The organism is Nocardia africana NBRC 100379 (assembly GCF_001612635.1).
In the GTDB taxonomy this organism is placed as follows: domain Bacteria; phylum Actinomycetota; class Actinomycetes; order Mycobacteriales; family Mycobacteriaceae; genus Nocardia; species Nocardia africana.
Genome location: NZ_BDAV01000012.1, coordinates 14045 through 37711, shown reverse-complemented (window position 1 = coordinate 37711; position 23667 = coordinate 14045). Strand labels below are relative to the sequence as shown.

25 protein-coding genes are annotated in these 23667 nt (G+C 67.4%); 7 read left to right on the top strand and 18 right to left on the bottom strand.

Annotated features, from left to right (window positions below):
* The first annotated feature begins 18 nt into the window (after nt 1-18).
* Entirely contained in the window at nt 19-1485 is a 1467-nt protein-coding gene (locus tag NA3_RS21485) for a catalase (protein WP_062965697.1), read from the top strand.
* 83 nt (nt 1486-1568) lie between these two features.
* On the opposite strand, the gene NA3_RS21480 is transcribed toward NA3_RS21485, so the two are convergent.
* Both NA3_RS21480 and NA3_RS21475 read right to left on the bottom strand, forming a co-directional pair.
* Nucleotides 1569-1787, bottom strand: coding sequence for a hypothetical protein (locus tag NA3_RS21480; protein ID WP_218021882.1), 219 nt, complete (start codon nt 1785-1787; stop codon nt 1569-1571).
* 17 nt (nt 1788-1804) lie between these two features.
* Nucleotides 1805-2476 carry a TetR/AcrR family transcriptional regulator gene (locus NA3_RS21475; protein ID WP_063917662.1) on the bottom strand — a complete coding sequence of 224 codons (672 nt, stop codon included), beginning with the start codon at nt 2474-2476 and terminating at the stop codon, nt 1805-1807.
* Between the two features lie 103 nt (nt 2477-2579).
* Between NA3_RS21475 and NA3_RS21470 the strand changes: the two genes are divergently transcribed.
* Entirely contained in the window at nt 2580-3317 is a 738-nt protein-coding gene (locus tag NA3_RS21470; RefSeq protein WP_062965446.1) for an SDR family oxidoreductase, read from the top strand.
* Between the two features lie 29 nt (nt 3318-3346).
* Here the strand turns inward: NA3_RS21470 and NA3_RS21465 are convergent, their stop codons facing one another.
* Entirely contained in the window at nt 3347-4099 is a 753-nt protein-coding gene (locus NA3_RS21465) for a TetR/AcrR family transcriptional regulator (RefSeq protein WP_062965696.1), read from the bottom strand.
* A 153-nt stretch (nt 4100-4252) separates the two neighbouring features.
* Here NA3_RS21465 and NA3_RS21460 point away from each other — a divergent pair, with 153 nt between their 5' ends.
* Complete coding sequence (locus NA3_RS21460) at nt 4253-5773, top strand: MFS transporter (protein WP_062965445.1); 1521 nt, start codon at nt 4253-4255, stop codon at nt 5771-5773.
* Between the two features lie 457 nt (nt 5774-6230).
* On the opposite strand, the gene NA3_RS21455 is transcribed toward NA3_RS21460, so the two are convergent.
* From NA3_RS21455 to NA3_RS21430, 6 genes are all read right to left on the bottom strand, one after another.
* Entirely contained in the window at nt 6231-6896 is a 666-nt protein-coding gene (locus NA3_RS21455; protein ID WP_063917685.1) for a LutC/YkgG family protein, read from the bottom strand.
* A gap of 60 nt (nt 6897-6956) precedes the next feature.
* A complete protein-coding gene (locus NA3_RS21450; protein WP_084491760.1) occupies nt 6957-8840 on the bottom strand; it encodes a chloride channel protein in 1884 nt (627 codons plus the stop codon).
* Entirely contained in the window at nt 8837-9349 is a 513-nt protein-coding gene (locus tag NA3_RS21445) for a MarR family winged helix-turn-helix transcriptional regulator (RefSeq protein WP_084491759.1), read from the bottom strand. The genes NA3_RS21450 and NA3_RS21445 overlap by 4 nt, the downstream gene beginning before the upstream one ends.
* 109 nt (nt 9350-9458) lie before the next feature.
* The gene (locus NA3_RS21440) at nt 9459-9965 is read right to left on the bottom strand and encodes a hypothetical protein (RefSeq protein WP_062965443.1); all 507 of its coding nucleotides are present in this window, start codon (nt 9963-9965) and stop codon (nt 9459-9461) included.
* Nucleotides 9966-10115: 150 nt separating this feature from the next.
* Nucleotides 10116-10322, bottom strand: a complete 207-nt coding sequence (locus NA3_RS21435) for a DUF397 domain-containing protein (protein ID WP_062965442.1) — start codon at nt 10320-10322, stop codon at nt 10116-10118.
* Nucleotides 10264-11208, bottom strand: coding sequence for a helix-turn-helix domain-containing protein (locus NA3_RS21430; RefSeq protein WP_063917683.1), 945 nt, complete (start codon nt 11206-11208; stop codon nt 10264-10266). Before NA3_RS21430 ends, NA3_RS21435 begins: the two co-directional genes overlap by 59 nt.
* Before the next feature lie 351 nt (nt 11209-11559).
* On the opposite strand from NA3_RS21430, the gene NA3_RS21425 reads away from it, so the two are divergent.
* Both NA3_RS21425 and NA3_RS21420 read left to right on the top strand, forming a co-directional pair.
* Nucleotides 11560-11745 carry a hypothetical protein gene (locus NA3_RS21425; RefSeq protein ID WP_062965440.1) on the top strand — a complete coding sequence of 62 codons (186 nt, stop codon included), beginning with the start codon at nt 11560-11562 and terminating at the stop codon, nt 11743-11745.
* Between the two features lie 6 nt (nt 11746-11751).
* A complete protein-coding gene (locus tag NA3_RS21420; protein WP_062965439.1) occupies nt 11752-12033 on the top strand; it encodes a hypothetical protein in 282 nt (93 codons plus the stop codon).
* Nucleotides 12034-12825: 792 nt separating this feature from the next.
* Here NA3_RS21420 and NA3_RS21415 read toward each other — a convergent pair.
* Entirely contained in the window at nt 12826-14442 is a 1617-nt protein-coding gene (locus NA3_RS21415; protein WP_062965438.1) for a GMC family oxidoreductase, read from the bottom strand.
* A 326-nt stretch (nt 14443-14768) separates the two neighbouring features.
* Here NA3_RS21415 and NA3_RS21410 point away from each other — a divergent pair, with 326 nt between their 5' ends.
* Entirely contained in the window at nt 14769-15260 is a 492-nt protein-coding gene (locus NA3_RS21410) for a glutathione peroxidase (protein ID WP_062965437.1), read from the top strand.
* 28 nt (nt 15261-15288) lie between these two features.
* On the opposite strand, the gene NA3_RS21405 is transcribed toward NA3_RS21410, so the two are convergent.
* A complete protein-coding gene (locus tag NA3_RS21405; RefSeq protein WP_084491794.1) occupies nt 15289-15855 on the bottom strand; it encodes a TetR/AcrR family transcriptional regulator in 567 nt (188 codons plus the stop codon).
* Between the two features lie 169 nt (nt 15856-16024).
* On the opposite strand from NA3_RS21405, the gene NA3_RS21400 reads away from it, so the two are divergent.
* Nucleotides 16025-16711, top strand: coding sequence for a class I SAM-dependent methyltransferase (locus NA3_RS21400; protein WP_062965436.1), 687 nt, complete (start codon nt 16025-16027; stop codon nt 16709-16711).
* A 24-nt stretch (nt 16712-16735) separates the two neighbouring features.
* Here NA3_RS21400 and NA3_RS21395 read toward each other — a convergent pair whose 3' ends face one another.
* From NA3_RS21395 to NA3_RS21365, 7 genes are read right to left on the bottom strand one after another with little or no spacing between them, the layout of a single operon-like run.
* Entirely contained in the window at nt 16736-17809 is a 1074-nt protein-coding gene (locus tag NA3_RS21395; RefSeq protein ID WP_062965435.1) for an alpha-L-rhamnosidase-related protein, read from the bottom strand.
* Nucleotides 17796-18527, bottom strand: a complete 732-nt coding sequence (locus NA3_RS21390) for a class I SAM-dependent methyltransferase (protein ID WP_062965434.1) — start codon at nt 18525-18527, stop codon at nt 17796-17798. The genes NA3_RS21395 and NA3_RS21390 overlap by 14 nt, the downstream gene beginning before the upstream one ends.
* Complete coding sequence (locus NA3_RS21385; protein WP_062965433.1) at nt 18521-19780, bottom strand: glycosyltransferase family 4 protein; 1260 nt, start codon at nt 19778-19780, stop codon at nt 18521-18523. The genes NA3_RS21390 and NA3_RS21385 overlap by 7 nt, the downstream gene beginning before the upstream one ends.
* Nucleotides 19781-19824: 44 nt before the next feature.
* Nucleotides 19825-20685: a TIGR03619 family F420-dependent LLM class oxidoreductase gene (locus tag NA3_RS21380; protein WP_062965693.1), complete on the bottom strand. Its 861-nt coding sequence runs from the start codon at nt 20683-20685 to the stop codon at nt 19825-19827.
* Between the two features lie 26 nt (nt 20686-20711).
* Nucleotides 20712-22196 (bottom strand): FAD-dependent oxidoreductase, encoded by a 1485-nt coding sequence (locus NA3_RS21375; RefSeq protein ID WP_062965692.1) that lies wholly within the window; start codon nt 22194-22196, stop codon nt 20712-20714.
* 14 nt (nt 22197-22210) lie between these two features.
* On the bottom strand, nt 22211-22618 hold the full coding sequence (locus NA3_RS21370) for a carboxymuconolactone decarboxylase family protein (protein ID WP_062965432.1): 408 nt from the start codon (nt 22616-22618) through the stop codon (nt 22211-22213).
* Complete coding sequence (locus tag NA3_RS21365; RefSeq protein ID WP_062965431.1) at nt 22608-23531, bottom strand: NAD(P)-dependent oxidoreductase; 924 nt, start codon at nt 23529-23531, stop codon at nt 22608-22610. The genes NA3_RS21370 and NA3_RS21365 overlap by 11 nt, the downstream gene beginning before the upstream one ends.
* Nucleotides 23532-23667: the final 136 nt, after the last annotated feature.

Sequence of the window (23667 nt, the reverse complement as noted above, 5' to 3'; positions counted from 1 at the left end):
GCTGCGATGACCAAGCCGATCAGTGGGCCGACCACCACCAACACGGGCACTCCGGTCCCCAGCGACAACGAATCGCTGACCGCCGGCGCCGAGGGCCCGATTCTGCTGCACGACCACTATCTGATCGAGAAGCTCGCCCAGTTCAACCGGGAGCGGGTGCCGGAGCGGATCGTGCACGCCAAGGGCGCGGGCGCCTTCGGTGAGCTCGTCGTCACCAACGATGTCAGTCGCTATACCAAGGCGACGCTGTTCCAGCCGGGTGCGCGGACCGAATCGCTGGCCCGGTTCTCCACCGTCGCCGGTGAGCAGGGCAGCCCCGACACCTGGCGCGATCCGCGCGGATTCGCCGTGAAGTTCTACACCTCCGACGGCAACTACGACCTGGTCGGCAACAACACCCCGGTGTTCTTCATCAAGGACCCGATCAAGTTCCCCGATTTCATCCGTTCGCAGAAGCGCTTGCCGGGCAACGGCCTTCGCGATCACAACATGCAGTGGGACTTCTGGACCCTGCGCCCGGAGTCGGCGCATCAGGTGACCTGGCTGATGGGTGACCGCGGCATTCCCAAGACCTACCGGCATATGAACGGCTACGGGTCGCACACCTACCAGTGGATCAACGCCGAGGGTGAACGGTTCTGGGTGAAGTACCACTTCAAGACCGATCAGGGTATCGAATTCCTGACCCAGGCCGAGGCCGACCGGCTGGCCGGCACCGACCCCGACTATCACCGCCAGGATCTGTGGGAGGCCATCGAACGCGGCGAATTCCCCAGCTGGACGCTGTATGTGCAGATCATGCCGGTGGGCGAGGCGGCGAACTACCGCTTCAACCCGTTCGATCTGACCAAGGTGTGGTCGCACAAGGACTACCCGCTGATCGAGGTCGGCACCTGGACGCTGAACCGCAACCCGCGCAACTACTTCGTCGAGATCGAACAGGCCGCGTTCGAGCCGTCGGCGATCGTGCCGGGTATCGGCTACTCGCCGGACAAGATGCTGCTGGGCCGGGTCTTCGCCTATGCCGACGCCCATCGCTACCGCATCGGCACCAACTACCACCAGCTGCCGCCGAACCGCGCGCGGGCGGCCGAGGTGAACTCCTACTCCAAGGAGGGCGCCATGCGCTACGACTTCAACGCACCGGAAGTGCCTGTGTACGCGCCGAATTCGTTCGGTGGCCCGCATGCCGACCCCGCCGCGGCCCCCGAGGAGGCGGCGTGGAGTTTCGAGCCCGAGCAGGTGCGGGCCGGTTACATCCAGCACGCCGAGGACAGCGATTGGGCGCAGCCGGGCACGCTGGTGCGTGAGGTGTACAACGACGAACAGCGGGAGCGCTTGGTGGACAACGTGGTCGGGCATGTGCTCGGCGGCGTGCGCGAACCGGTGCTGAGCCGGGTGTTCGACTACTGGAAGAACATCGATCCGGAGATCGGCAAGCGCATCGAGGAAGGTGTGCGCGCCGGTCTGAACGGCAACGGCTGAACAGAGCGACAGCTGCGGGCCCGCACCGAATTCCGGTGCGGGCCCGCCCGCTGTGATCGATCAGTGCCCTGCGGCGCCGACCGTTACTGGCACCAGGTGGGTCCCTGGTTCATCAGCATCAGGCGAACGATGGTGCACATGATCGACTGCGTGGACGAGCCGCTGCCGCCGTCGGCAGCCGGCCGGGACGCGGATACGGATGCGGCGGCCTGCGGCACCGTCTCGGCCTGAGCGGGGGCGAGGGGGAGCAGGACGGCGCCACACACCAGTGCGCCGGCGGTGAGTCGCGAAATCCGAGTCATCGTGAACAGGCCTTCCATCAAGGGTTTTCGATCCGTGGGAACGGATTCGCTGACTCATCTCCGGGTGTGTGAGAAGTGTTAACGGCGGGCGGCAGCAGGGTGTCGACGAGCCGGGTCGCGGTGGTGTGGTCGAGGGGGGCGTGGCCGAGCAGGAAGCGGTACCAGAACAGGCCGTAGAGCAGATCCACCAGCAGGTCCGCATCCGTATCACCGGGCAGTTCGCCCCGTGTGATCGCGCGCTCGAGGAGGTCGCGCACGGCCGCGCGGCGGGCTGCGGTGAACTCCCGCAGCAGCTCGGCGAGGTGGGGGTCGCGGACGGCCTCGCGCACCAGCGCCCGCAGCGCCGGAGCGGTCGAATCCTGTTGGGCGCCGGTGAAAGTGGAATCCGCGACGGCCAGGAGGTCGGTGCGCACCGAGCCGGTGTCCGGGGTGGGCACCTCCTGGCGAGCGCGGTCGAGCAGGGCTTCGAGCAGCACCGCACCCTTCGACGGCCACCAGCGGTAGATCGTCTGTTTGCCGACCCCGGCCGCGGCCGCGATGGAATCGACCGTGACCGAGCCGCCGTCGGAGGTGGCGAGCTGGGCGAGGGCGGCGTCCAGAATCGCGCGGTGGGTCGCCTCGTTCCGCCGCCGGCCGGTGTGCGCGCGTTCGGGTGGCGTCGAATCCGGTTGCCGCGGTGGTGTTCCCATGGTCTGCCTCCCAGCGGTGGCGATGCGCGGGAATACCGCGCCCGTTACGCTCGTTGTCGAGACTATCAGTCTCGACAAACTGTACAGGACAGGAACAGTAGCAATGAGCGCTTCCAGCACCGGCATCCCGCGCGTCGTCGTCATGGGCGGTAGTTCCGGAATCGGTGCGGCCACCGCCGCGCTGTTCGCGAACGAGGGTGCCGAGGTCGTCGTCACCGGCCGCGGTCAGGACAAACTCGACGCGGCGGTGGCTCGCCTGGGTGGTAAGACCAGCGGCTACCGGATGGACGCGACCGATAGCGAGCAGATCGCGGCCTTCTTCGCGCAGTCCGGCCCCATCGACCACCTCGTCGTCGCGGTCAGCGGTTCGGCGGGCAGTGGTCCGTTCGCCGAACTCGACCTCGACCATCTGGCGGAGGGGTTCGACGGCAAGTTCTGGCCGCAGGTGAGAATCATCAAAGCCGCTCTGCCGCACCTTGTTTCGAACGGCTCGATCACCCTGATCACCGCCGCGTCGGCGCATGCGGCGTTCCCCGGTACCGCCGGGCTGGCCGCGATCAACGGGGCGCTGAACGCCATGGTGCCTCCGCTGGCGGTCGAACTCGCCCCGGTGCGGGTGAACGCCGTGGCCCCCGGCGTCATCGACACCGAATGGTGGGAGCGGGTGCCGGAGGAGCGGCGCCGCACCCTCTTCGACGGCCTCGCCGCCACCACACCCGTCGGGCGCGTGGGCGAGCCGGAGGAATTGGCGCAGGCCGTGCACATGATCGCCACCAACGGCTTCGTCAGCGGTGTGGTCCTCGATGTGACCGGCGGGGCGAATCTGCCCACCGGCCGCTGATCTCCGCGGCGGAGGCTCCGAGCGGCCGCTCAGGACCTCCGCCGCGCGTGCAGGCCGTCCAGGATCAGGCCGAGTTCCTCGTCGAAATTGTCCTCACGGATGCGGGTCGAGTCGTGACCGCGATGGGCGGCGAAGCGCTGATGGATCCGCGGATACGGCCGTGCGGCGATGTCGGCGGCGGCCATGAACTGCTCGAACCACACCTGCTCGTCGAGGCCGCTGCGCGCGATCGAGGTCAGCATCGCGGCCTCGGTCGAGGTCGCGCCGATGACATAGGCGAGCAACGTATTCGAGGCGCGGTCCGCGGTGTCGGAGTCGAAGCCGGCATCCTCCAGGATCGACAGCAGCGCCTCCGACAGCCGCAACATGTTCGGCCCCAGATAGACCAGCCCCGCGGTCGTCATCACCATCGAAATCCACGGGTGGTCCAGCAGGATGCGCCGGATGTCGTGGCACAGGTCGAGCATCGCGGCACGCCAGCCGGTGCTCGGCTCCGCGGGTAGCCGCAGCTCACCGAAGGCCTCGTCGACGACCAGCTCGAGCAGTTCCTCCTTGTTGGCGACATGCGTGTAGAGCGAGGTCGCGCCCGCACCCAGCCGGCTGCCCAGCTTGCGCATGCTCAGCGATTCGAACCCCTCGGCATCGAGCAGCGCGATCGCCTCGGCGACGATCTGCGCTCGGCTCAGCGCCGGGTGATCGCGGCGCTGCCGGTGCTCGCGGGTCCATACCGAGCGGATCTGCGCGGTGTCCGCGGATTCGGTCGTCTCGGGCCGTGGCGCCATCGGCTCTCCTTTCGAGGTCGAGGTCAGCATAGTCGCGACCGCACGACGTTCGACCGAGTGAACGCTGTACCTATTGCCGAACAGTGTGCGGTATACGTACAGTGTTCGGCATAGCGCACAGTGTGCGCTTCTGGTCCTCGGAAAGGGTTCGCGATGGATAGTTCGGAATCGACCGCTGTCGGCAGTTCGCGCCGCTGGCTGATCCTGGTCGTTCTGTGCCTCAGCTCGCTGGTGCTGGTGATCGACAACATGGTGCTGACGGTCGCCATCCCGCAGATAGCCACCGATCTGCATGCCGACGCGCAGCAGATCCAGTGGATCATCGACGCCTATCTGCTGGTGTTCGCCGGACTGCTGCTCACGTCCGGCAGTCTGTCCGACCGCTTCGGCCGGCGCCTGATCATGGTGATCGGCCTGGCGCTCTTCGGTGGCGCCTCACTGCTGGCCGCGTATGCCGGGAGTCCGGAGATGTTGATCGGCGGGCGGGTCCTGATGGGCATCGGGGGCGTCCTGATCATGCCCAGCACCCTGTCGATCCTGATCACCGTCTTCGACGACCGGGAACGGCCGAAGGCCATTGCGGCCTGGAGTGCGGTCGCCACCCTCGGCATGGTCGGCGGCCCGGTCCTCGGCGGGGCGCTGCTGAACCACTTCTGGTGGGGTTCGGTCTTCGTGATGAATGTGCCGATCGCGGGTGTGGCGATCGTGGCGGCGCTGGTGCTCATGCCGGAATCGCGGGGACCGTGGCGTAAGCCGGACCTCCCGGGGGCGGTGCTGTCCATCGTCGGGATGACGGCGCTGGTGTGGACGATCATCGCGGTGCCGCAGCGCGGCTGGTCGGACGGTGCGACTCTCACCGCTGCGGTGGTGACGGTTGCCGCGCTGTGCGGCTTCGTGATTCGCGAACTGCGCACCGATTCGCCGATGGTCCCGCTGCACCTGTTCGGCAACCGCACCTTCACCGGATCCAGCTTCTCGCTGGTGCTGGTGACCTTCGCCAACGGCGGTCTGGTCCTGGTGCTGACGCAATATCTGCAATTCGTGCTCGGTTATTCGCCGATGCGGACCGCGCTGGCGTTCACGCCGATGGCGATCGCGCTGCTGGCGTTCAACGCGCTGGGGGCGAGCGTGGTCGGCAAACTCGGCGCCAAGCCGGTGACCGTCGCGGGGTTGGTCGTCGTCGCCGCAGGTTTCGGGGTGCTGGCCACACTGAACGCCGGAACCGGGTTCTGGCTGCCGGCCATGGCCATGGCGTTGCTCGGCGCGGGAGCCGGTCTGGCGATGCCCGCGGCGATCGGCGCGTTGATGAGCGCGGTGCCCGCCGAACACGCCGGGGTGGGATCGGCGCTCAACGACACCATTCAGCAGACAGGTGGTGCGCTCGGCGTCGCGGTCCTGGGAGCCATCCTGGCGGGCACCTATTCCGGCGCGATGCCGGACCGGGCGCCGGCGAGTGCGCGCGAATCCATCGCCGGTGCGCTCGGCCTGGGCGACCCGCAGCTGGCGGGACTGGCTCGCGATGCCTTCAGCTCGGGTATGCAAGCCGCCTTCGCCGTCGGCGCGGTGAGCGCGGTGGTCGCGGCAACGGTGGCGGTGTTCTTGATGCGGAACGTGAAAGAGACTGTGGGACAGCAGGACCCGGGTACGGCGGAAGCGCTGGTCGGCACGCGTTGACCGGCCGGGACGGACTCCGTCGCGTCCGGAGGAGTCCGTGGCGAGCCCGGGGGCTGCCGATCGGTCAGATCAAGCCCCACCAGTAGATCAGGCAAGCCAGGACGAAGACGACCGCAGTTTCCATACCCCCATCATTCCTCGAGTCGGACACCCGCGCCGCTGCCGAATCGAGACCGGCGCGAGCTCCGCAATTGACACCGGCGCGAGCGCCGCAATTGTCACCGGCGGCGGCCGCCGCACACACACGGACGATCCGCCCGGCCTGTCACCCCTCGTCGACAGGCCGAGCGGATCGTCTCGGTCGCAGCCGGTGGGTGATCCTGCCGCCCCCTCTCGCGGCAGGAGCACTCCCGGTGTCGACGACGACAATGCCGGGATGCGCTTGCCACGCCCTTAACGAGCGCTTGTGGGGTCGTTTGTGAGTGCAGGGAACTGGTGAACGGAACAGGGCCGCCGATCAACCGACGATGACGACGACCAGCCGTCGCTCGGTCTCCTCGATGACACCGCCGACCTTGCCGGAATCGGCCTCCGGATCGGTCATGGCGGTCGGGCCGCCGAACCAGGTGATGGATCGGCGCGGGTCCAGCTTGTCCAGCACCTGGGGCAGCGAGTAGTCGATCTGCTCGACGCGGACCACGCAGATGTGGCAGTCGGCCAGGACGGCGGCATCGCGGCGGCACTGTCCCGGGCCGCCGTCGAGAATCAGGGTGCCGGCGTCGGCGACCGCGCCCGCGCATCCGGTGACCACGGCATCGGAGCGTTCGCGATCGAGAATCGACAGGTGCGGTTGATCGTCGAGCACGCGATGTTCGCCGGTCAGTTCCCAGCGTCGCAGCCAATGCTCGGGCAACCCGTCGGGAGCCAGCGCCGAGCGAGCCCCGTGGGCCCGCAGGGCCGAGTCGATCGCACCGGGGATATCGTCCGCGCCGACCCGATGGACCTGGGCGCCGTGGTGTTTGAGGCGATCGATGAACAGCTCGACGATCTCGGCCTGATCTTCCGCCGAGGGCACCGGGGCGTTGCGCTGATAGTTGCGTGGCACCGGCACCATGCGTTCGTCATTGGGTAGCGCCTCGAGGGCATCGCGCACGCGGCGCAGGAAATCCTCCCGCGAGGTCACCGTGAATCTCCCGTTCCATTGCACCGGCTCCTCCCGCCGGATCGTACTTCGCGAACCAGGCTACCGTGCGGTAGGAGATCGCGAGCTCAGCCTACGGATTCCCGGTGTGCTCGGGTGCCGGATCAGCGTGACGACCGGATCGGCCGCGGCTGCGCCTCCATCTGTCGGATGCCTGCACTGCATTGGACAGTGCCGACGGCGGGGCTCCCGTACCACCAGCAGCCGCTCGCGATGGTGTTCCTCGTGTAGGTCGCGGCGGCGGGCGTGGAGCAGCTGTTCGAGAGTGATGATGCCGCACAACCGGTTCGGATCGTCGCGCGCGACCACGGGTGCCGCCGTCACGTGCGCCATCGCGAGGGCGTTGGCCACCTCGCGCAGGGTGTTGTCGGGATGGACCGAGGTTCGGATGTCCAAGGTGGCCGCACCGACCGTGGCGCCTGGGCTGTTCTGCAGGACCTGGCGGGTGGTCACGCCGACCAGTGCGCCGGTACCGTCGACCACCGGGTACAGCCCGGCGTAATGGGTCCCGGGGAGGATCGGATCGACGAGGTCGTCGGTTCCGAGCACCAGCGGATCGGCGGTCATCACCTCGTGGGTGAAGAACGTCTCCAGTGGGTCGGTGGTGTACTCGCGGGTGAGATGCAGTCGGCGGCGGGCGATCTTCTCGGTCAGCACCGAACGCTTGAGCAGCAGAACCGACACCGTGTACGCCGAGACCGAGGCGACCGCGAGTGGCAGCACGTCGTTCCAGGCATGGGTGAGTTCGCAGGTGAAGACGATGCCGGTCAGCGGTGAGCGCATCACCCCGCCGACCACCGCGGCCAATCCGCACATCGCCCAGAATCCCGCACTCACGTGCGGCAGTAGGCCGCCCTCGGCGGCGCCCAATGCCGCGCCGATCATGAACACCGGCGCCAGCACGCCGCCGGAAGTGCCGGAGCCGAGTGAGAGCGACCAGATCAGCGTTTTCACCACGAGGATGCCGACGATCAGCGACAGCGTGGCGTGTCCGGTGAGCAATTGGTCGATGACGTCGTAGCCGACGCCGAGCGCCCGCGGTTCGAACAGCCCCCCGATACCGATGATCAGGCCGCCGATCGCGGGCCACCACATCCAGTGCACGGGAAGCTTGGCGAAGGAGTCCTCGGCGAAATACACCATCGCGGTGGCGGCGATGGCCAGCAGTCCGCCGGTGATGCCGGGGATCAGCGCCAGGCTGTCGGACAGGGCGCCGGGCGTGCGCCCGTCGGTCGCCACCGCGAAGACCGGTCCGTTGCCGAGCATGGCCCAGCGGCAGATGGTGCCGGTGACCACGGCGGCCACCACCGGAACGAAACTGCGTGGCCGCCATTCGAACAGCAGCAGTTCCACGGCGAGCAGAATCGCCGCCAGTGGGGCGTTGAAGGTCGCTGCCATCCCCGCCGCCGAACCGGCGACCAGCAGTGACTTGCGCTCGTCCGCGGACAGTTTCAGCAACTGCGCCAGAATCGAACCGACCGCGCCGCCGGTCATGATGATCGGCCCCTCGGCGCCGAAGGGCCCGCCCGAGCCGATGCTGATCGCCGCCGAGGCCGGCTTGAGCAGGGCCACCCGCGGTTGCACCCGGGACCCGCCGGTGAGAATGGCCTCGATTGCCTCCGGCATGCCGTGACCGCGAATCTTCTCCGAGCCGTAGCGGGCCATCACCCCGATGATCAGGCCGCCGACGATCGGTGCGGTGAGTACCAGCCACCACGGATGATGGGTGGCGCCCGGCGCGACCATCTCGGTGCTGAAGCGTTGGTAGAAAACGAGATTCGTGATGAAGCCGATCAGTTTCAGCAGCGCGAACGCGGCCACCGCGGCCACGCCGCCGACCGGAATCGCGAGGGCGGCGATCCACAGCAGGCGTGGGGTGACCTGGAAATCGCCCAGATGCGTTGCGCGCGAATGCCCGGCGCTCATAACGATCCCGGCCCGGTTGCGGTGACGAAGGGCGTGGTGGCGGCGGCCTGCACCAAGTCCCGCGCCGCGGCGATCACGCGGGCGCGTGTCTCGGGAGTGAGGCCGTCCAGCAACGATCCGAAGGCGACCTTCCGCCGCTGCAACACCTGATCGACCACGGCCTGTCCGGCCGTGGTGACCTCGATGGTGACGACGCTGCGGTTGTGCGTATCGGTTCCCCGCGCCACATACCCGCGGGCCTCGAGCTTGTCGGCCAGTCGCGTCACCGACGAGGCGTTGACACCGAGCGCGGCCGCCAGCCGCGACGACGAGACCCGGCCCAGGGCCCGCAGGATCAGCAAGAAGCGCATCTGCGGAAAGGTGACGCCGGGAGGTGCGGCGTGGGCGCTGTCCCAGGCGATGGAAACCAGCATCCGGGTCAGCGCTTCCAGTGCCGCGATCTCGGCGGTGGTGCTCTGTCCGGGCGTGGCGTCGGTGGCCGACGCGGCGGTCTCCTCATAGCCTTGCATTAGACAAGAGTTGCAATGTGCAAATGATGCGTCAAATCAACCGGCCCTAGCTGTGGTTGGCATCACACCAGATCCGCGCCGAACGATGTGCTCAGCCCGGTATCAGCAGTCAACGGAGATAGAGGTCGTCCAAGCCGACCAAGGCGATATCGCTCGCCTGGGCCGCCTCGCGCTCGAGCGTCGGCATAAAACCCGCCGCGCTGTAACAGATCAACCGAGTTTCGGACGTGTCGTACCGACCGGACAGTAGTTGCCGGATGCGGCGAAGCCGGTCGAGGTGCCCCATACCCACGACGTCGTTCCACTCGGCCTCGCCGATTGCGAGCAACGTTTCACTACCATCACGCCCTTCGCCGAACACGTCCACGTCGACTTCGTGTGTGCTCCGATCGGCGGGGTCGTTCACGACTCCGGGACCCACCTTTCCGGGATAACCGCCGAAGGTCTCGGGCGGTGCGTAGCCGGCGATCCAGTCGCGGCAGATCTGTTCGAAATGCGGGCCCAGCACATTGCTGTCGAATCTGCTACGTCGGCGACGCCACAACCTGTCGGTATCGCGACCCCGGTCCCACTGTGCCCAATCGGGACGCAGGATGGTCTGATAGAACGTGACCAACGGTTCGCTGATTCGGTAAAGGATTCGATTGCCGCGGAACAGATCCGGCTCGCGGTCGCGCAGCCCGGGCTCCTCGCTGAGCAGATACCGAGCCTCGCGGGTAGATCTCCTACCGGAGCGCGACAGCCTTGTTTCGCATGGGGCGATCGGTCAAGCGTGGTCGAGGGTGCCGTTGCGGAGGTCGGTGGTGAAGGCGTCCCATTCGGCAGGGGTGAAGACGAGGGCGGGGCCGGTGGGGTTCTTGGAGTCGCGGACGCCGACGTGTCCGCCGGCGAGGAACGCTGTCTCCACGCAGTCCTTACCGCCACCGCTGCGGCTCGACTTGAACCACCTGGCTCCGGTCAGATCGACGTTCACGTTCGAACTCCCTCGCTGTGTTCCTCAGAAAACGCTTGCTGTCCGCAATGTCAAGCGCCGCTTGCTCGATGATGCTGTACGCCTGACGATACCGCCCCACATCCTTTGGCCGCTCGAGGTACAGATCGCCCGCGTACGATTCGATATAAACAACCGTCGGCGACAGTTCACGGCCCTTCGAATCGGTTCCGAAGTCGAGGATGGCGAAGGGTCCGGTCGGCAGTCCAGCCGGGAATCCGGCTTCGTACGTCAGGACCTTGACGGTCACATTTCCCGGTAGATTTGCCAGGTGGTGGCATTGTGCCGCCATCGTCCGCGGGTCTCCCACAACGGTTCGCACCGCAGACTCGTGGATTATCAGATCAACCGAGATGGGGTTTACTTTCCTCGTAAGCAGCGCTTGGCGTTTGGTTTTCAGTTCGATCCGTCGCGCCAACTCGACAGGATCGATCTGAGGGTAGTAGCGCTGGTCGACAGCACGCGCATACTCCTTCGTTTGAAAAAGCCCGGACGGCATGTCGGGCCTGAAGATGGAAAGCTGTTTAGCCGACGACTCCAATCCCACGTACAGGTCGAAGTTCCCCGAAATAACGTCATCGAATGCCTGCCACCAGCTTTTTCCGGTGCTCTGTTTCGCCAGGCCGACCAGGCCGGCAACGACCTCGGGATCGTCGATGTCGTAGATCCCGCACAGTGCCTCCACGTCGAGCACGCGGATGGCCGGGGATTTTCCGGCTTCGAGTCGAGACAGTTTGCTCGCCGACCATTGCATAAGGGGCGCAACGTCTTCCAACCGCAGGCCCACGCCGAGGCGGGCCTCCTTGAGATACCGTCCCAATTGCCGCCGGGGCAGGGTGGTCGAGCTGTCCTCATCAGTGTTCGTCACGGATTCCTCGTTTGCATCGTGAGCGGTCGCCGTTTGCACGAGGAATGAAATCGGCTACCCCCGTGCGAACCGCTCTGGGCCGTCGCAGAACCTTCGTTGCATATGCATGGCGCTATTGTCCCGCCGGCTCAGTCGGTGGTCTTCTTGAGCCACCCCGATGGCCGGGAAACTCGAATCGGCAAGTCGCACAACCGTTGCCCCCGGATGCGACTACAACCGTGATGATACCGACGAGACATTACCGCGTAGCACCGACGCCGCAAGGTGATGGCCGAAAAATGGCCCCGGCCATCGGGAGTACCAGCAGCCGCGTGCCCGCTGGTGCCCGACGATGTCCGGAGGTGTTCTCCCGTGCACGGTTTGCGACCGATCACCCACAGCGCCCTGCCGACCATGACCACCGCGCTCGCTCACCGCATCATGCAGGACCATCTCGATTGCCCGATCACGGTGTGCGCCCGCAAATTACAGGCCAAACTCTGGCTCGTCGCGACGGGCGCCATGCACCCCGCCGACCGCCCGCACTTCGGAATCTGACCGGCCATGCCCAACCCGGTCTTCCATGGCCCGCTCGCCAACCCGATCTCCCCCGAGCGGATGCACCGCGAGATCCACGCCGACCGCCACGCGGCCTGCACCGCGCAAACCTGCGACATGCTCAGCAGCTGCCGCAACATCCTCACCACCCTCGGTCACGACCCCGATGCCGCGACCACCGCCCACTGCGCCGCCTGCCGCACCGAACCCACCATGAAAACGTCTCGCTGGCAGGACGTTCCGACGCCACCGTCCCCACTCCCCACCGAGTGCCGCGAGCGAGCCTGAGGTGCCTGCGGGGTCCCCTCCCGACCTCGCAGGTCACCGCAACTCCCCACTACCGCGAGACCCCGCCGAGGGAAGGCCCCGTGCGCAATACCACCAGACAAGGAGCGCCCTATGAGAAAGACTCTGCCGCAGCGCATTCCACAAACATCACCCGCCCCGACGATCGAAGGCGACCCCCACTGGTACGCGGCAATCGCCCGAGCCCTACGCGCCACCCCCGCCACCAACTTCCCCTGCCTGAACGACCTGATACCCCGCCACACCCCAAAGCCCGCCGGAACCGACCCCACCCAGCGTCGCCCCCCTGAACTAATCGTGCAAACCTCCACGAAAATGCGTGAAAACTGCAAATCGGGGTGAGGTTTGCACGATCAGTACACGTGCCGCCCCTTCGGGAACGCCCGGAACGACCTCCACGCAGCCGCAGACCTACCGGCTCGCCGCGATGCCCGGATGGTTAGAGGGGGGCTTGCAGCATCGAGCGGCTGACGCAGCACCTCGCGCTACGAGAGGAACGGTGTCATGACCGTCGATAACGTCCCGTCGGCATAGATGCGCCAGCAAATTACGGCAACGGAATACGATTCCTGGCCCGAAGAGCGTTGTGCGAGTATCGAAATCGTGGCGGGCATCGCTGTGGTGATCGGACCGGCGAGATGTACACGGGCATTATCAAGGCGACGGCACCGTTCACCGTCGACATCGATCTCGGCGATATCTGACGAATCCCGCGACGACGACGGCCCCGGTTGCGATCGGTGATCGCAACCGGGGCCGGTCGAGCTGTGCGAATTACGCTGAGGCGGTGATGAATTCGGCCGCCTTCTCACCGATCATGTAGCACGGGGCGTTGGTGTTGCCGCCGGTGATGCTCGGCATGATCGAGGCGTCGGCCACGCGCAGGCCCTCGATGCCGCGCACCCGCAGCTGCGGGTCGACGACCGCGCGCTCGTCCACGCCCATCCGGCAGGTGCCGACCGGGTGGTACACCGAGTGGATCCGCATCGGCAGCTCGCGACGCAGCGCGGTCTCGTCCTGGAAGGCGGGGCCGGGGGAGAACTCCTCGGTGATGTCGCCGGCGATCGCCTTGTTCGCCGCGGCCTCGCGGATCATGCCGATGGCCTCGACCAGGAAGTCCATATCGGCCGGATCCGAGAGGTAGCCCGGGTCGATCAGCGGCGAGGCCAGCGGATCGGTGGAGGCCAGGCGCAGTTCACCGCGGCTCTTCGGGTAGATCAGCGTCGGGAAGACGGTCAGCGCCTCCCGGCGGTCGACCATGTGCATCTTGTCCTCGTCCTGGTTGGGCGTCGGGTAGCTCCAGGGCAGGGTGTGGATCTGCATATCCGGGATGTCCTTGGCGAACGAGGTCCGCACGAAGCCCACGGATTCGAAGACCGTGCGCCCGAACCAGGAGCTGCCGGGGCGGCGCAGCTCCTTGAGGAAGCCGGCGGCGAAGTGCGACGGAATGCCGCGGTGCAGAGCCTTCTTCGAGATGAAGGTCATCGGGACGAACAGGTGGTCGTGCAGGTTCTGGCCGACCGGCAGATCGGCGTTGACCTCGATGCCGAGGTCGCGCAGGTGCCCGGCCGGGCCGATGCCGGACAGCAGCAGGATGTGCGCGGAACCCATCACGCCACCGGAGACCACGACCTCCTTCTCGGCGCGAATGATCCGGCGGCCCTTCTTCTCGATGACCTCGACGCCGGTGGCGCGGCCCTTCTCGATCACCACGCGCGCCACATGCGCCTTGGTGACGACCGTCAGATTCGGGTTGGGGCGGTTGGTGATGAAGCCGCGCGAGGAGCTGTAGCGCAGACCGTCCTTCACGCTCTGCTGGAAGATGCTGATGCCCTCCTGGGATTCACCGTTGTAGTCCTCGATGACCGGGACCCCGAAGGTTTCGGCCGCGGCCTCCATCCACTCCTGGGCGATCGGGGTGAGCTCTTTCTGCCGGGTCACCTCGATGGGGCCGCCGGAGCCACGCAGGTCGCTGGCGCCGCCCTCCCAGTTCTCCAGCCGCTTGTAGGCCGGCAGCACATCCTCGTAGCTCCAGCCCTCGCAGCCCTCGGCGGCCCAGGAATCGAAGTTCGCCTTGTTGCCGCGCACGAACAGCATGCCGTTGACCGAACTCGAACCGCCCAGCACCTTGCCGCGCGTCATCGGGACCCGGCGCTCCGCGGCGTGCTTCTGCGGGACCGAGTACTGCGACCAGGTGACCTGATGCTTGAGCTGCGGAACCGTGTGGACCGTCGTGATCATGCCCGGGACCGTGACCAACTTGGTGTTGTCCTTGCGGCCGGCCTCGAGCAGGATGACGCTGGCGCCCTGCTCGGCGAGCCGACTCGCGACGGTGGCACCGGAGCTGCCCGCGCCGATGACGATGTAATCGGCTGCGCTGGTGTCGGTCATGTTCGGTTACCTCATCTTCGAAGTGGTAGCGGCTGATCGCGGCTCCGCTCGGCGCGGGAGCGTGCCTCAGATCACTGTAGAACAAGTTCTAATAATGGTGAAGACGCGCGGTGGGGGAAAATGATCTCCGGGACTCGGTCCGGCAGCGATTTCCTGGCTATGACCAGCGATGTTGTCCACATCACAGCATAGAACAGGTTGCAGTTCGTTGGTCGCTGCCGGAAGGCGGCGAGGGGCTTCGCCGACTCTGCCGCGACCCCCGGCGAACGGGTCCGGCGACGGAAGCCGCGCTCGCGGCCACCGAGATTCCACCTATCATTTCGACTGTGACCGATATTCGTGAAATTCCCGTAGAGACCCTCGCCGGTGAGCCCGCGACCCTGGCCGAAATCGCCGGTGACAAGGCGCTGCTCGTGGTCAACGTCGCCTCGAAATGCGGTCTGACACCGCAGTACACCGGACTGGTGGCGCTGCAGCAGGCCTACGGATCGCGGGGGTTCAGCGTCGTCGGGGTGCCGTGCAACCAGTTCATGGGGCAGGAGCCGGGCACCGCGGAGGAGATCCAGCAGTTCTGCTCGACCACCTACGGGGTGGATTTCCCGCTGCTGGCCAAGGTCGACGTCAACGGTGACGACCGGCATCCGCTGTATCGCGAACTCGTGCAGGCTGCCGATGCCGAAGGCGATGCCGGCGATATTCAATGGAATTTCGAAAAATTCCTGATCGATCGTGACGGTAAGGTCGTCGGCCGTTTCCGTCCGCGCACCGAACCGCAGGATCCGAGTGTGGTCGCGGCCATCGAAGCGGTATTGCCGTAATTCCCGGACGCCGCCGGAAATTGTGCAATCAGTCCCGCAGCACCTGCAGGGCAGATTTCTCCAGCCGGTCGGCGATTTCGGCATACGAGGCGTAACCCACGCCGGCGCGCACCAGAGCGCCGGCATAAAGCAATTCCAGCGTCTCCACCACATCGGGATCGGCGTCCGGGCCCAGCGCGTCCAGCAGGCGCCGCCGGATCTCGGTCCCGATGCGCAGCCGCAGATGGGCGACGTCGGGGTCGGTGCCCAGCAGCGCGCTGGTCACCGCGCCCGCCAGTGCGGGTTCGTCGGCGACCAGCATCGCGATCTGGCGCAGGACGGCGACCACCCGGGCGGTGCGGTCGGCGCCCGCCTCGGGTTCGGGCGGCGCATCGGCGGCCAGTCGCCGCCAGAAGACCTCGGCGACCAGGTGTTCCTTGGAGGAGAAATAGGTATATGCGGTGGCCGTACCCACTCCGGCGGCCGCGGCCACCATGCGCACGGTGAGACCGGCGAAGCCCTCGCGCGACAGAACTTCCAGCGCGGCCTTGGTCAGCCGGTCGACGGTATCGGCCTGCTTCTCGGTGAGGCGGCGGCGAGTTGCCTCCATATTCACCGGTGTAGGCTCGGTGGAAATGGGATCGGACACGTGTCTGGATGCTACTGTAGTGAAGCTTCGAAAGCAACTCGCATACCCGTTGCCGGAGCGGATACAGTCGCAAATCACAAAATATCGCATCCGCTCGCAAAGTATCGAGAGATGATTTCCGAAAGGTGTTCTTCTGATGACTCGTGCCGATTCGACAATTCCTGCGGAATCCGAAATTTCCGCGGATACTCGGCGATTGTTCGAGCTGGCCGAGCAGGCGATCGGGTTCATGCCGGCCGAGGAGGGGCGCGCGCTCTACGAGGCCGCGCGGCGGTACGCGGGCGACGGAATCATCGTCGAAATCGGCACGTACTGCGGTAAGTCGGCGATTTATCTCGGCGCGGCGGCCCGGGAAACCGGCGCCACCGTCTACACCATCGACCATCATCACGGGTCCGAGGAACATCAGCCCGGCTGGGAATATCACGACACCTCGCTGGTCGACCCGGAAACCGGCCGCTTCGACACCGTCACCACCTTCCGCCGCACCATGGTGCGCGCGGCATTGACCGATACCGTCATCGGCGTGGTGGGCCCCTCGGCGACCGTGGCGAAGCACTGGCGCAGCCCGATCCGGCTGCTGTTCATCGACGGCGGACATACCGAGGCCGCGGCCCAGCGCGATTACGACGGCTGGGCGCACTGGGTGGCGGCCGGTGGCGTGCTGGCCATCCACGACGTCTTCCCGGATCCGGCCGACGGCGGGCAGGCCCCGTACCACATCTATCGAAAGGCGTTGGACAGCGGCAATTTCCGCGAGGTCGCGGCCATCGGATCGCTGCGATTGCTCGAGCGCGGCGCGGGATGCGGTGGCAAGGGCTGAAATACGAGCCCCGGCGCGGCCGGCTCAGCTGGGCGAACGCACGCAGTCGCAGGTGAGGCCGGTCGCGATATCCGCACTGGGCGCCAGGTCGCGGAAGATGCCGTTGCCGCCGGTGGTGCGGGTCAGCGCGTCGGCGGCCAGGACCGCCGCCGCCCCGGTCCAGGTGGTGCGCTCCTCCGGCCAGCGTTTACCGTCGGCGAAAACCAGTCCGGTCCAATAGGATCCGTCGTCCTCGCGCAGGTGCTGGATACTCGCCAGCAGTCGCAGCGCGCGATCGGAATCGCCGAGGGTGTCCAGTGCCAATGCCAGTTCGCAGGTTTCGGCGCCGGTTACCCACGGGCGGTCGGAGACGCAGCGAATACCGATCTCGCCGACGACGAAATCGCTCCAGCGCGAAGCGATCCGGGCACGGCCGGCCTCCCCGCGCAGCGCCCCGCCCAGCACCGGGTAGTACCAGTCCATCGAATACCGGTCCTTCTCGGCGAAGGCTTCCGGGTGATGCCGCAGTGCGTGGCCGAGGCGCAGGGCCGCGACCTCCCATTCCGGCTCGGTGAGGCCGAGCAGTTCCGCGATCGCCAGCCCGCAGCCGATGCTGTGGAACATACTCGAGCAGCCGGTCAGCAGGGCCTCGGGCAGAATGCCCTGGTCGGTCTGCAGCCAATAGATCTCGCCGTTGCGGCCCTGCTGCATGGAGATGACGTAATCGATGGCCGCGCGCACGGTCGGCCACATCGTGTCCACGAAGCGCCGATCACCGGTGCAGCGGTAGTAGTGCCAGACACCGGTGGCGATGTAGGCGCAGAAATTGGTGTCGGTGTCGGCGGTCTCGACGACATCGCCCCGGAACTGCGAGGGCCAAGAACCGTCCGCGCGCTGGGTGTCCGCCGACCAGGCGTAGGCGGCGCGCGCGGCATCGTGCAGACCCGCGACCGTCAGCGCCATCGCCGACTCGACGTGGTCCCAGGGATCGGTGTGCCCACCCCGGAACCACGGGATCGCGCCGTCGCTGAGCTGTTGTGCGGCAATGGATTCCGCGGTGGCCAGGCACTGCCGGGCGGTGAGGACGCCGGGAATCGAGGGCAGCTCAGCGGCGCGCACCGGACACCGCCGGCTTGGTGAAGTACAGGGCGACGCTCTTGCCGATCACCGGGTCCAGGGCCGATTCGGCGACACGGGTCAGCCACGGCCGTTTCATCATGTCCCACACCAGCATCCGGTGATACAGCTGCACCGGCCGGGCATCGGGCTTGTCCACACCGACCAGGCATTTCAGCCACCAGTACGGGGCGTGCAGAGCGTGGGCGTGCTCGCTGCGGATGAATCGCATACCGCGTGCGGTGACCTTGCCGCGCAGTTCGTCGGCGCGGTAGATGCGCACATGCCCGCCCTCGTTGGCGTGGTATTCGTCCGAGAGCAGCCAGCAGATCCGCTCGGGCAGCCAGCGCGGCACCGTGATCGCCAGGGCCCCACCGGGTTTGAGAATGCGCACCAGTTCCGCGATGGCGCCGTCGTCGGCCGGGATGTGCTCGAGGATCTCCGAGGCGATGACCACGTCGAATTCGCCGTCCTCGAAGGGCATCGCCAGCGCGTCGCCCTGGACCGTCTCGGCCTGCGCGTAGTCGGGGGCCTCGCCGGCCTCGGCCAGCGCGCCGAACATGACCTTCACATCGGCGAGATCGTCGGCGTTCTGGTCGAAGGCGACGATATCCGCGCCGCGCCGGTACGCCTCGAAGGAATGGCGACCCTGGCCGCAGCCCACATCGATGACCCGGACGCCCGGACCGATTCCCAAGCGGTCGAAATCGACGGTCAGCATACGTTCGCCTCCTGTGTATCGGCGGTCAGATCGGTGCCCTGGCGGCGGGCGATGGCGCGTTCGTACACCGAAACGGTTTGGGCTGCCACGGCTTCCCAGCTGAACACGGTGAGTGCGCGGTGGCGCCCGGCGGCGCCGAGGTCGTCGATGCGACGGGGATTGTCGAGCAGTTTTCCGAGGACGCCGGTCAGTTCGTCCACGTTGCCCGGCTCGACCAGTTCGGCGCAGTCGGCCGCCACCTCCGGCAGGGCGCCGGCGCGGCTGGCGACCAGGGCGGTGCCACTGGCCAGCGCCTCCACGGCAGGCAGCGAAAAGCCCTCGTACATGGACGGAATGCAGGAGATCTGCGCCGAGGCCAGCAGTTCGGCCAGCGCCTCGTCGGACAGTCCGCTCGACACCGTGACGATATCGGAGATGCCCAGTTCGGCGATCAGCTTCTCGGTGGGACCGTTCGGCTCCAGCTTGGCCACCAGCTGCAATTCGACATCGTGGGTGAGCCGCAACCGCGCGAGCGCCTGCAGCAGGTGGGAGATGCCCTTGAGCGGTTTGTCGGCGCTGGCCACGGCCACGATCCGGCCGGGTACGCGACGCTCGCGCGGCCGGAACAGCTCGGTGTCGACACCGAGCGGGACCACCCGCAGCTGGGAGGCGTCGACGCCGAAGTCGTCGGCGATATCGGCCGCCGAGGTCGAGGAGACGGTGATCAGATCCGGAATCAGCCGGGCGACGCGCTGCTGCATACCCAGGAATCCGTACCAGCGGTGGACGAACGCCTTGCGCCGCCACGGCGCGGCCGCCAGATCGACGGCCCGGTCGCGGGTGATCGGATGGTGGATGGTGGCCACCAGCGGCACCCGGCGGGCGATGTCGAGCAGTCCGGAACCCAGGCACTGATTGTCGTGCACGACATCGAAATCCGCCGCGCGCGAGCGCAACAGCCGGGCCGCGCGCAGGCTGAACGTGCGCGGCTCCGGGAAGCCGGCGGTCCACATCGTGCCCAGTTCGAGCAGGTCGATGCGGTCGCGGATCTCCCCGGGCCGCGGCGTGCGGAACGGGTCGGAATCGCGGTACAGATCCAGGCTCGGCACCTCGGTCAGCCGCACTCGGGGGTCGAGCAGTTCCGGGTACGGCTGACCGGAGAAGACCTCGACCTCATGGCCGAGCTCGGCCAGGCCGTGACTCAATTTCCGGACATACACCCCCTGCCCGCCACAGTGGGTCTTGCTGCGGTAGGACAGCAGGGCGATACGCACGTCTTCGGCTCACTTCCTGTTCAGGCGCCAGGTCGCGTGGTGGTTCAGGCGCTCGCGCGCAGGGGCGCGAGCTTGCCGGCCAGGCGGTCGAGATAGGCCAGCACCTCGGCTTCGGACTTGTCCGGCAGTCCGTACAGTACGTCGGTCACCCCGGCGGCGCGCCATTCGGTGAGCCGCTGCGTGTCGGGTTTGCCGTCCAGGGCGACCACCCGCGGGGTGTCCTCGCGACCGGCCTCCTGCCACACCTTGGTCAGCAGTCGCAGGCGTTCGAGCAGCGTGTGGGTCTCGTAGGGGGTGGTGATCCAGCCGTCGGCCGAGCGCGCGATCCAGCGGAAACCCTGTTCGGTGCCCGCGGTGCCGATCAGCACCGGGACCTTGGGCTGCACCGGCTTCGGCCACGCCCAGCTGGGGCCGAACTTCACGAAGTCGCCGTCGTAGCTCGCCTCTTCCTCGGTCCACAGCGCGCGCATGGCCTCCAGGTATTCGCGCAGCACCGTGCGGCGTTTGTTGCCGGGCACACCGTGGTCAGCGAGTTCGTCGGTGTTCCAGCCGAATCCGGCGCCGACACTGACCCGGCCGCCGGACAGATGGTCCAGGGTGGCGATGGTCTTGGCCAGCGTGATCGGGTCGTGCTCGGTGGGAAGAGCCACCGCCGTCGACAATTCGATGCGTTCGGTGACCGCCGCCGCGGTGGCCAGCGCGACCCACGGGTCGAGGGTGCGCATGTACCGGTCGTCGGGCAGGCTCTTGTCGCCGGTCAGCGGATGTGCCGCCTCCCGCTTGATCGGGATGTGGGTGTGCTCGGGCACGAAGAACGACTCGAAGCCGCGCTCCTCGGCGGCCGCGGCCGCGACCGCGGGCCGGATGCCGCGGTCGCTGGTGAACAGGACGATGCCGAAACGCATGGTATTCCTTTCGGTTCGGTCGGGCATCAGCTCGATGCCGGACCGTCGTTGGCGGCGGCGCGGCCCGCGCGGCGACCGTAGAAGCTGCCGTCGCCGAGGGAGGTGCCGCTGGCATAGCCGCCCGCGCAGACACCGGAAGTGCAGCGGCCCGCGGCGTACAGGCCGGGGATCGGTTCGCCCGTAACGTGGATGACCCGGGAATCCAGATCGGTACGCAGACCGCCGAGGGTGAATCCGGCGGTGAAGTTGCGCATATCGAATCCGGCCACGGGCGTGCCGATCGGCTTCACCCACTCCGGCTTCTTGCCGAGCAACGGGTCGGCGCCGGATTCGGCGTGCCGGTTGTAGACCTCGACGGTGGCCTGCAGCGAGCCCGCGGGCAGGCCCATATCGCTTTCGAGTTCCTCGATCGTCTCCGCCGCCCAGGTGGGGGGCTGGCGGAAGAACGGGCTGCTGGTCTCGGTCTTCAGCGCTTCCTCGAGCGCGGCCTCGTCGATGATCAGGTAGGCCTGGTTGTCCTGCTGGATCAGCGTGGCCTGGCCTATCCGGCCCGGGTAGGTGTCCTCGGCGATGTAGCGCTGTCCCCGGCCGTTGACCAGGATGCCGCGCACCATCATCTGCGGATCGCCGAAGAAGGCGACCTCGGTGGCGTCCATATGCGCCAGCTCGGCGCCGAGCGCCTGGGCGACCCGGATGCCGATGCCGTCGTGTTCCTCGATCGCGGCGGCGGGCCGGCCGATCAGTCGCGGCGCGTAACCCTCGATCATCCGCTGCTCGTAGGCGAAGCTGCCGGTGGCCAGCACCACGCCGCGGCGGGCGCGCACGGTGATCTCCTTGCCGTAGCGCTTGGCCACCACGCCGACGACGCGATTGTCGGCCGCGACCACGAGCCGCTGGATCCGGATGTCGTATTCGGCTCGCACACCGAGGGATTCGGCGGTGTCGGTGAGCGGCTTCATCAGCATGTAGCCGCCGCCCTGCTCGCCGATGCGCTTGTTCTGCATCTGCGGCAGATGGCCGCGCGGGGCGGGAGTGGCGATATCTTTGAACGGCGCGGCGTTCTCGCCGCCGGAGTACATCAGGCCCTCGTCGTGCGGGGGCTCCCAGCCCGGCTCGCCCCAGAATTCCTCCTTGAACGGAACCCCTTGGGCGACAAGCCAATTGTAGTGCTCGACGCTGCCCTGGCAGTAGTCGTGGATCTTGGCCTCGTCCACGCCGGGCCCGAGGGCTGCCAGCATGAACTTCTCCATGTTCTCCGGGGTGTCCTCGAAACCGAGCGCCTTCTGCAGCGGAGTGCCGCCACCCAGATAGATGAATCCGCCCGACAGCGAGGCCGCACCGCCCCACCCGCCGGTGCGCTCGAGCACCAGCACGTCGGCGCCGGCCCGGGCGGCCTCGATCGCGGCGGCGACGCCGGCGATGCCGTATCCGGCGATCACCACATCGGCCTCGTAGTCCCAGTCGGTGATGTCGGCGGCGGGCTGTGGGCGTACACCCAGGGAGTCGGACATGGTCGGTTCGTTCCTCACTTCTCGGCGGACTTCTTTTCGGCAGCCTTCTTCTCGGCGGCCACGACCTTGCCGACGACGCTGTCCAGCTTGGTCCCGGCGGCCCAGCCGGTGTAGTGGCACAGGAAGATCGCGATCTCGCGCAGCTGTTCCTCGGTCAGTTCGCCGTTGCGCAGGGCCGCGCTGACCTGGATCTCGGTGACGTCGAGGTGCCCCTGCGCGGTCAGCGCGCCGAGTAGCAGCAGGCGACGATCGCGCACGGACAGTTGCGGGCGGCTCCAGATATCGGCGAACAGATGGTCCGCCGTCACGGCGAAGTGCGCGCCGGGTCCGTCGGACATCTCCCAGCCGTAGACCTCGCCCATCTTGGCCACCCCGCGCGCGCGACGCTGCTCGGGCGTGAGGCCGTCGGTGTCAGCGCTCATTGCTCTCCTCCGAAGTGTCGGTGCGCGCGGCCCGGGAGATATCGCCGGGACCGACGCCGAGGCCGTCGCCGAGTCCGCTCAAAGCCATTCGGGCGAAGGGCAATTCGACGCCCAGCCGCTCGCCCAGGGCCAAGGCGAGCGACAGATCCTTCTCGCCGAGGTCGCGCGTGTGGGTGAAGATCGAATGCCAGAAGTCGTCCGCCGCGATCGGTGCGGTGGTGTCGCGCAGCATGATCGCGCCCGCTCCGCCGGTGATGGCATCCGAATGCCGGACCACCTTGCCCAGATCGACGATGTTCAGCCCGGCCGCCTCGGCCAGTCGCTGTGCCTCCGCGGTGGCCGTGAACGAGACGAAATGCAGCAGGTTGCGGGCCAGTTTCATCCGGGTGCCGGCGCCGACCTCACCCGCGTGCACCACGAGTTCGGCCCAGTAACCGAACGGTTCACGCACCTTCTCGAAGGCGGCGTCGCTGCCGCCGACCATGACCGCGAGCGACCCCTTCTTCGCTCCCGCACCGCCACCGCTGACCGGGGCGTCGACGAAGTCCACCTGGTGTTCGGCGCAGCGGCCGGCGAGTTCGACGGCGGTCCGGTCGCTGATGGTCGAATGCACGGCGATCACCGTGCCGGGGCGCGCGGTGCTCAGCAGCCCGTCCGGACCGGTGACCACGGCTCGGACCTGCTCGTCGTCGAGGACGACCACCGAGATCACCTCGGCGCGCTCGGCGACCTCCGCCGCCGTCTTCGCCGGCTCGGCGCCGCCGTCGACGAACGGCTGCACGGCCTCGGCCCGGGTGTCGCAGACGATGAGGCCGCCGGGGCGCTTCAGCAGCCGCTCGGCCATCGGCGCACCCATATTGCCGAGGCCGATGAAGCCCGCGGCGCTGGTGCTGTCGTTCGTGGACCCGCTCATGGGTACCTTTCGGAGCTGTCTGGACACGTGTACGGAACTATAGGTTCGACTCTGATCTTGGCGCAAGAACTTGTTTCAATTTCGCGGTAGCGCCGAGGTGCGCGGAACCGGCGACGACCACGGCGGGGTCGGTCGC

What these genes read in the sequence shown, in the direction of transcription:
- NA3_RS21480 (WP_218021882.1), bottom strand. Translation starts at nt 1,787, where the DNA reads ATGACTCGGATTTCGCGACTCACCGCCGGCGCACTGGTGTGTGGCGCC.
- NA3_RS21475 (WP_063917662.1), bottom strand. Translation starts at nt 2,476, where the DNA reads ATGGGAACACCACCGCGGCAACCGGATTCGACGCCACCCGAACGCGCG.
- NA3_RS21470 (WP_062965446.1), top strand. Translation starts at nt 2,580, where the DNA reads ATGAGCGCTTCCAGCACCGGCATCCCGCGCGTCGTCGTCATGGGCGGT.
- NA3_RS21465 (WP_062965696.1), bottom strand. Translation starts at nt 4,099, where the DNA reads ATGGCGCCACGGCCCGAGACGACCGAATCCGCGGACACCGCGCAGATC.
- NA3_RS21460 (WP_062965445.1), top strand. Translation starts at nt 4,253, where the DNA reads ATGGATAGTTCGGAATCGACCGCTGTCGGCAGTTCGCGCCGCTGGCTG.
- NA3_RS21450 (WP_084491760.1), bottom strand. Translation starts at nt 8,840, where the DNA reads ATGAGCGCCGGGCATTCGCGCGCAACGCATCTGGGCGATTTCCAGGTC.
- NA3_RS21445 (WP_084491759.1), bottom strand. Translation starts at nt 9,349, where the DNA reads ATGCAAGGCTATGAGGAGACCGCCGCGTCGGCCACCGACGCCACGCCC.
- NA3_RS21420 (WP_062965439.1), top strand. Translation starts at nt 11,752, where the DNA reads ATGCCCAACCCGGTCTTCCATGGCCCGCTCGCCAACCCGATCTCCCCC.
- NA3_RS21415 (WP_062965438.1), bottom strand. Translation starts at nt 14,442, where the DNA reads ATGACCGACACCAGCGCAGCCGATTACATCGTCATCGGCGCGGGCAGC.
- NA3_RS21400 (WP_062965436.1), top strand. Translation starts at nt 16,025, where the DNA reads ATGACTCGTGCCGATTCGACAATTCCTGCGGAATCCGAAATTTCCGCG.
- NA3_RS21390 (WP_062965434.1), bottom strand. Translation starts at nt 18,527, where the DNA reads ATGCTGACCGTCGATTTCGACCGCTTGGGAATCGGTCCGGGCGTCCGG.
- NA3_RS21380 (WP_062965693.1), bottom strand. Translation starts at nt 20,685, where the DNA reads ATGCGTTTCGGCATCGTCCTGTTCACCAGCGACCGCGGCATCCGGCCC.
- NA3_RS21375 (WP_062965692.1), bottom strand. Translation starts at nt 22,196, where the DNA reads ATGTCCGACTCCCTGGGTGTACGCCCACAGCCCGCCGCCGACATCACC.
- NA3_RS21370 (WP_062965432.1), bottom strand. Translation starts at nt 22,618, where the DNA reads ATGAGCGCTGACACCGACGGCCTCACGCCCGAGCAGCGTCGCGCGCGC.
- NA3_RS21365 (WP_062965431.1), bottom strand. Translation starts at nt 23,531, where the DNA reads ATGAGCGGGTCCACGAACGACAGCACCAGCGCCGCGGGCTTCATCGGC.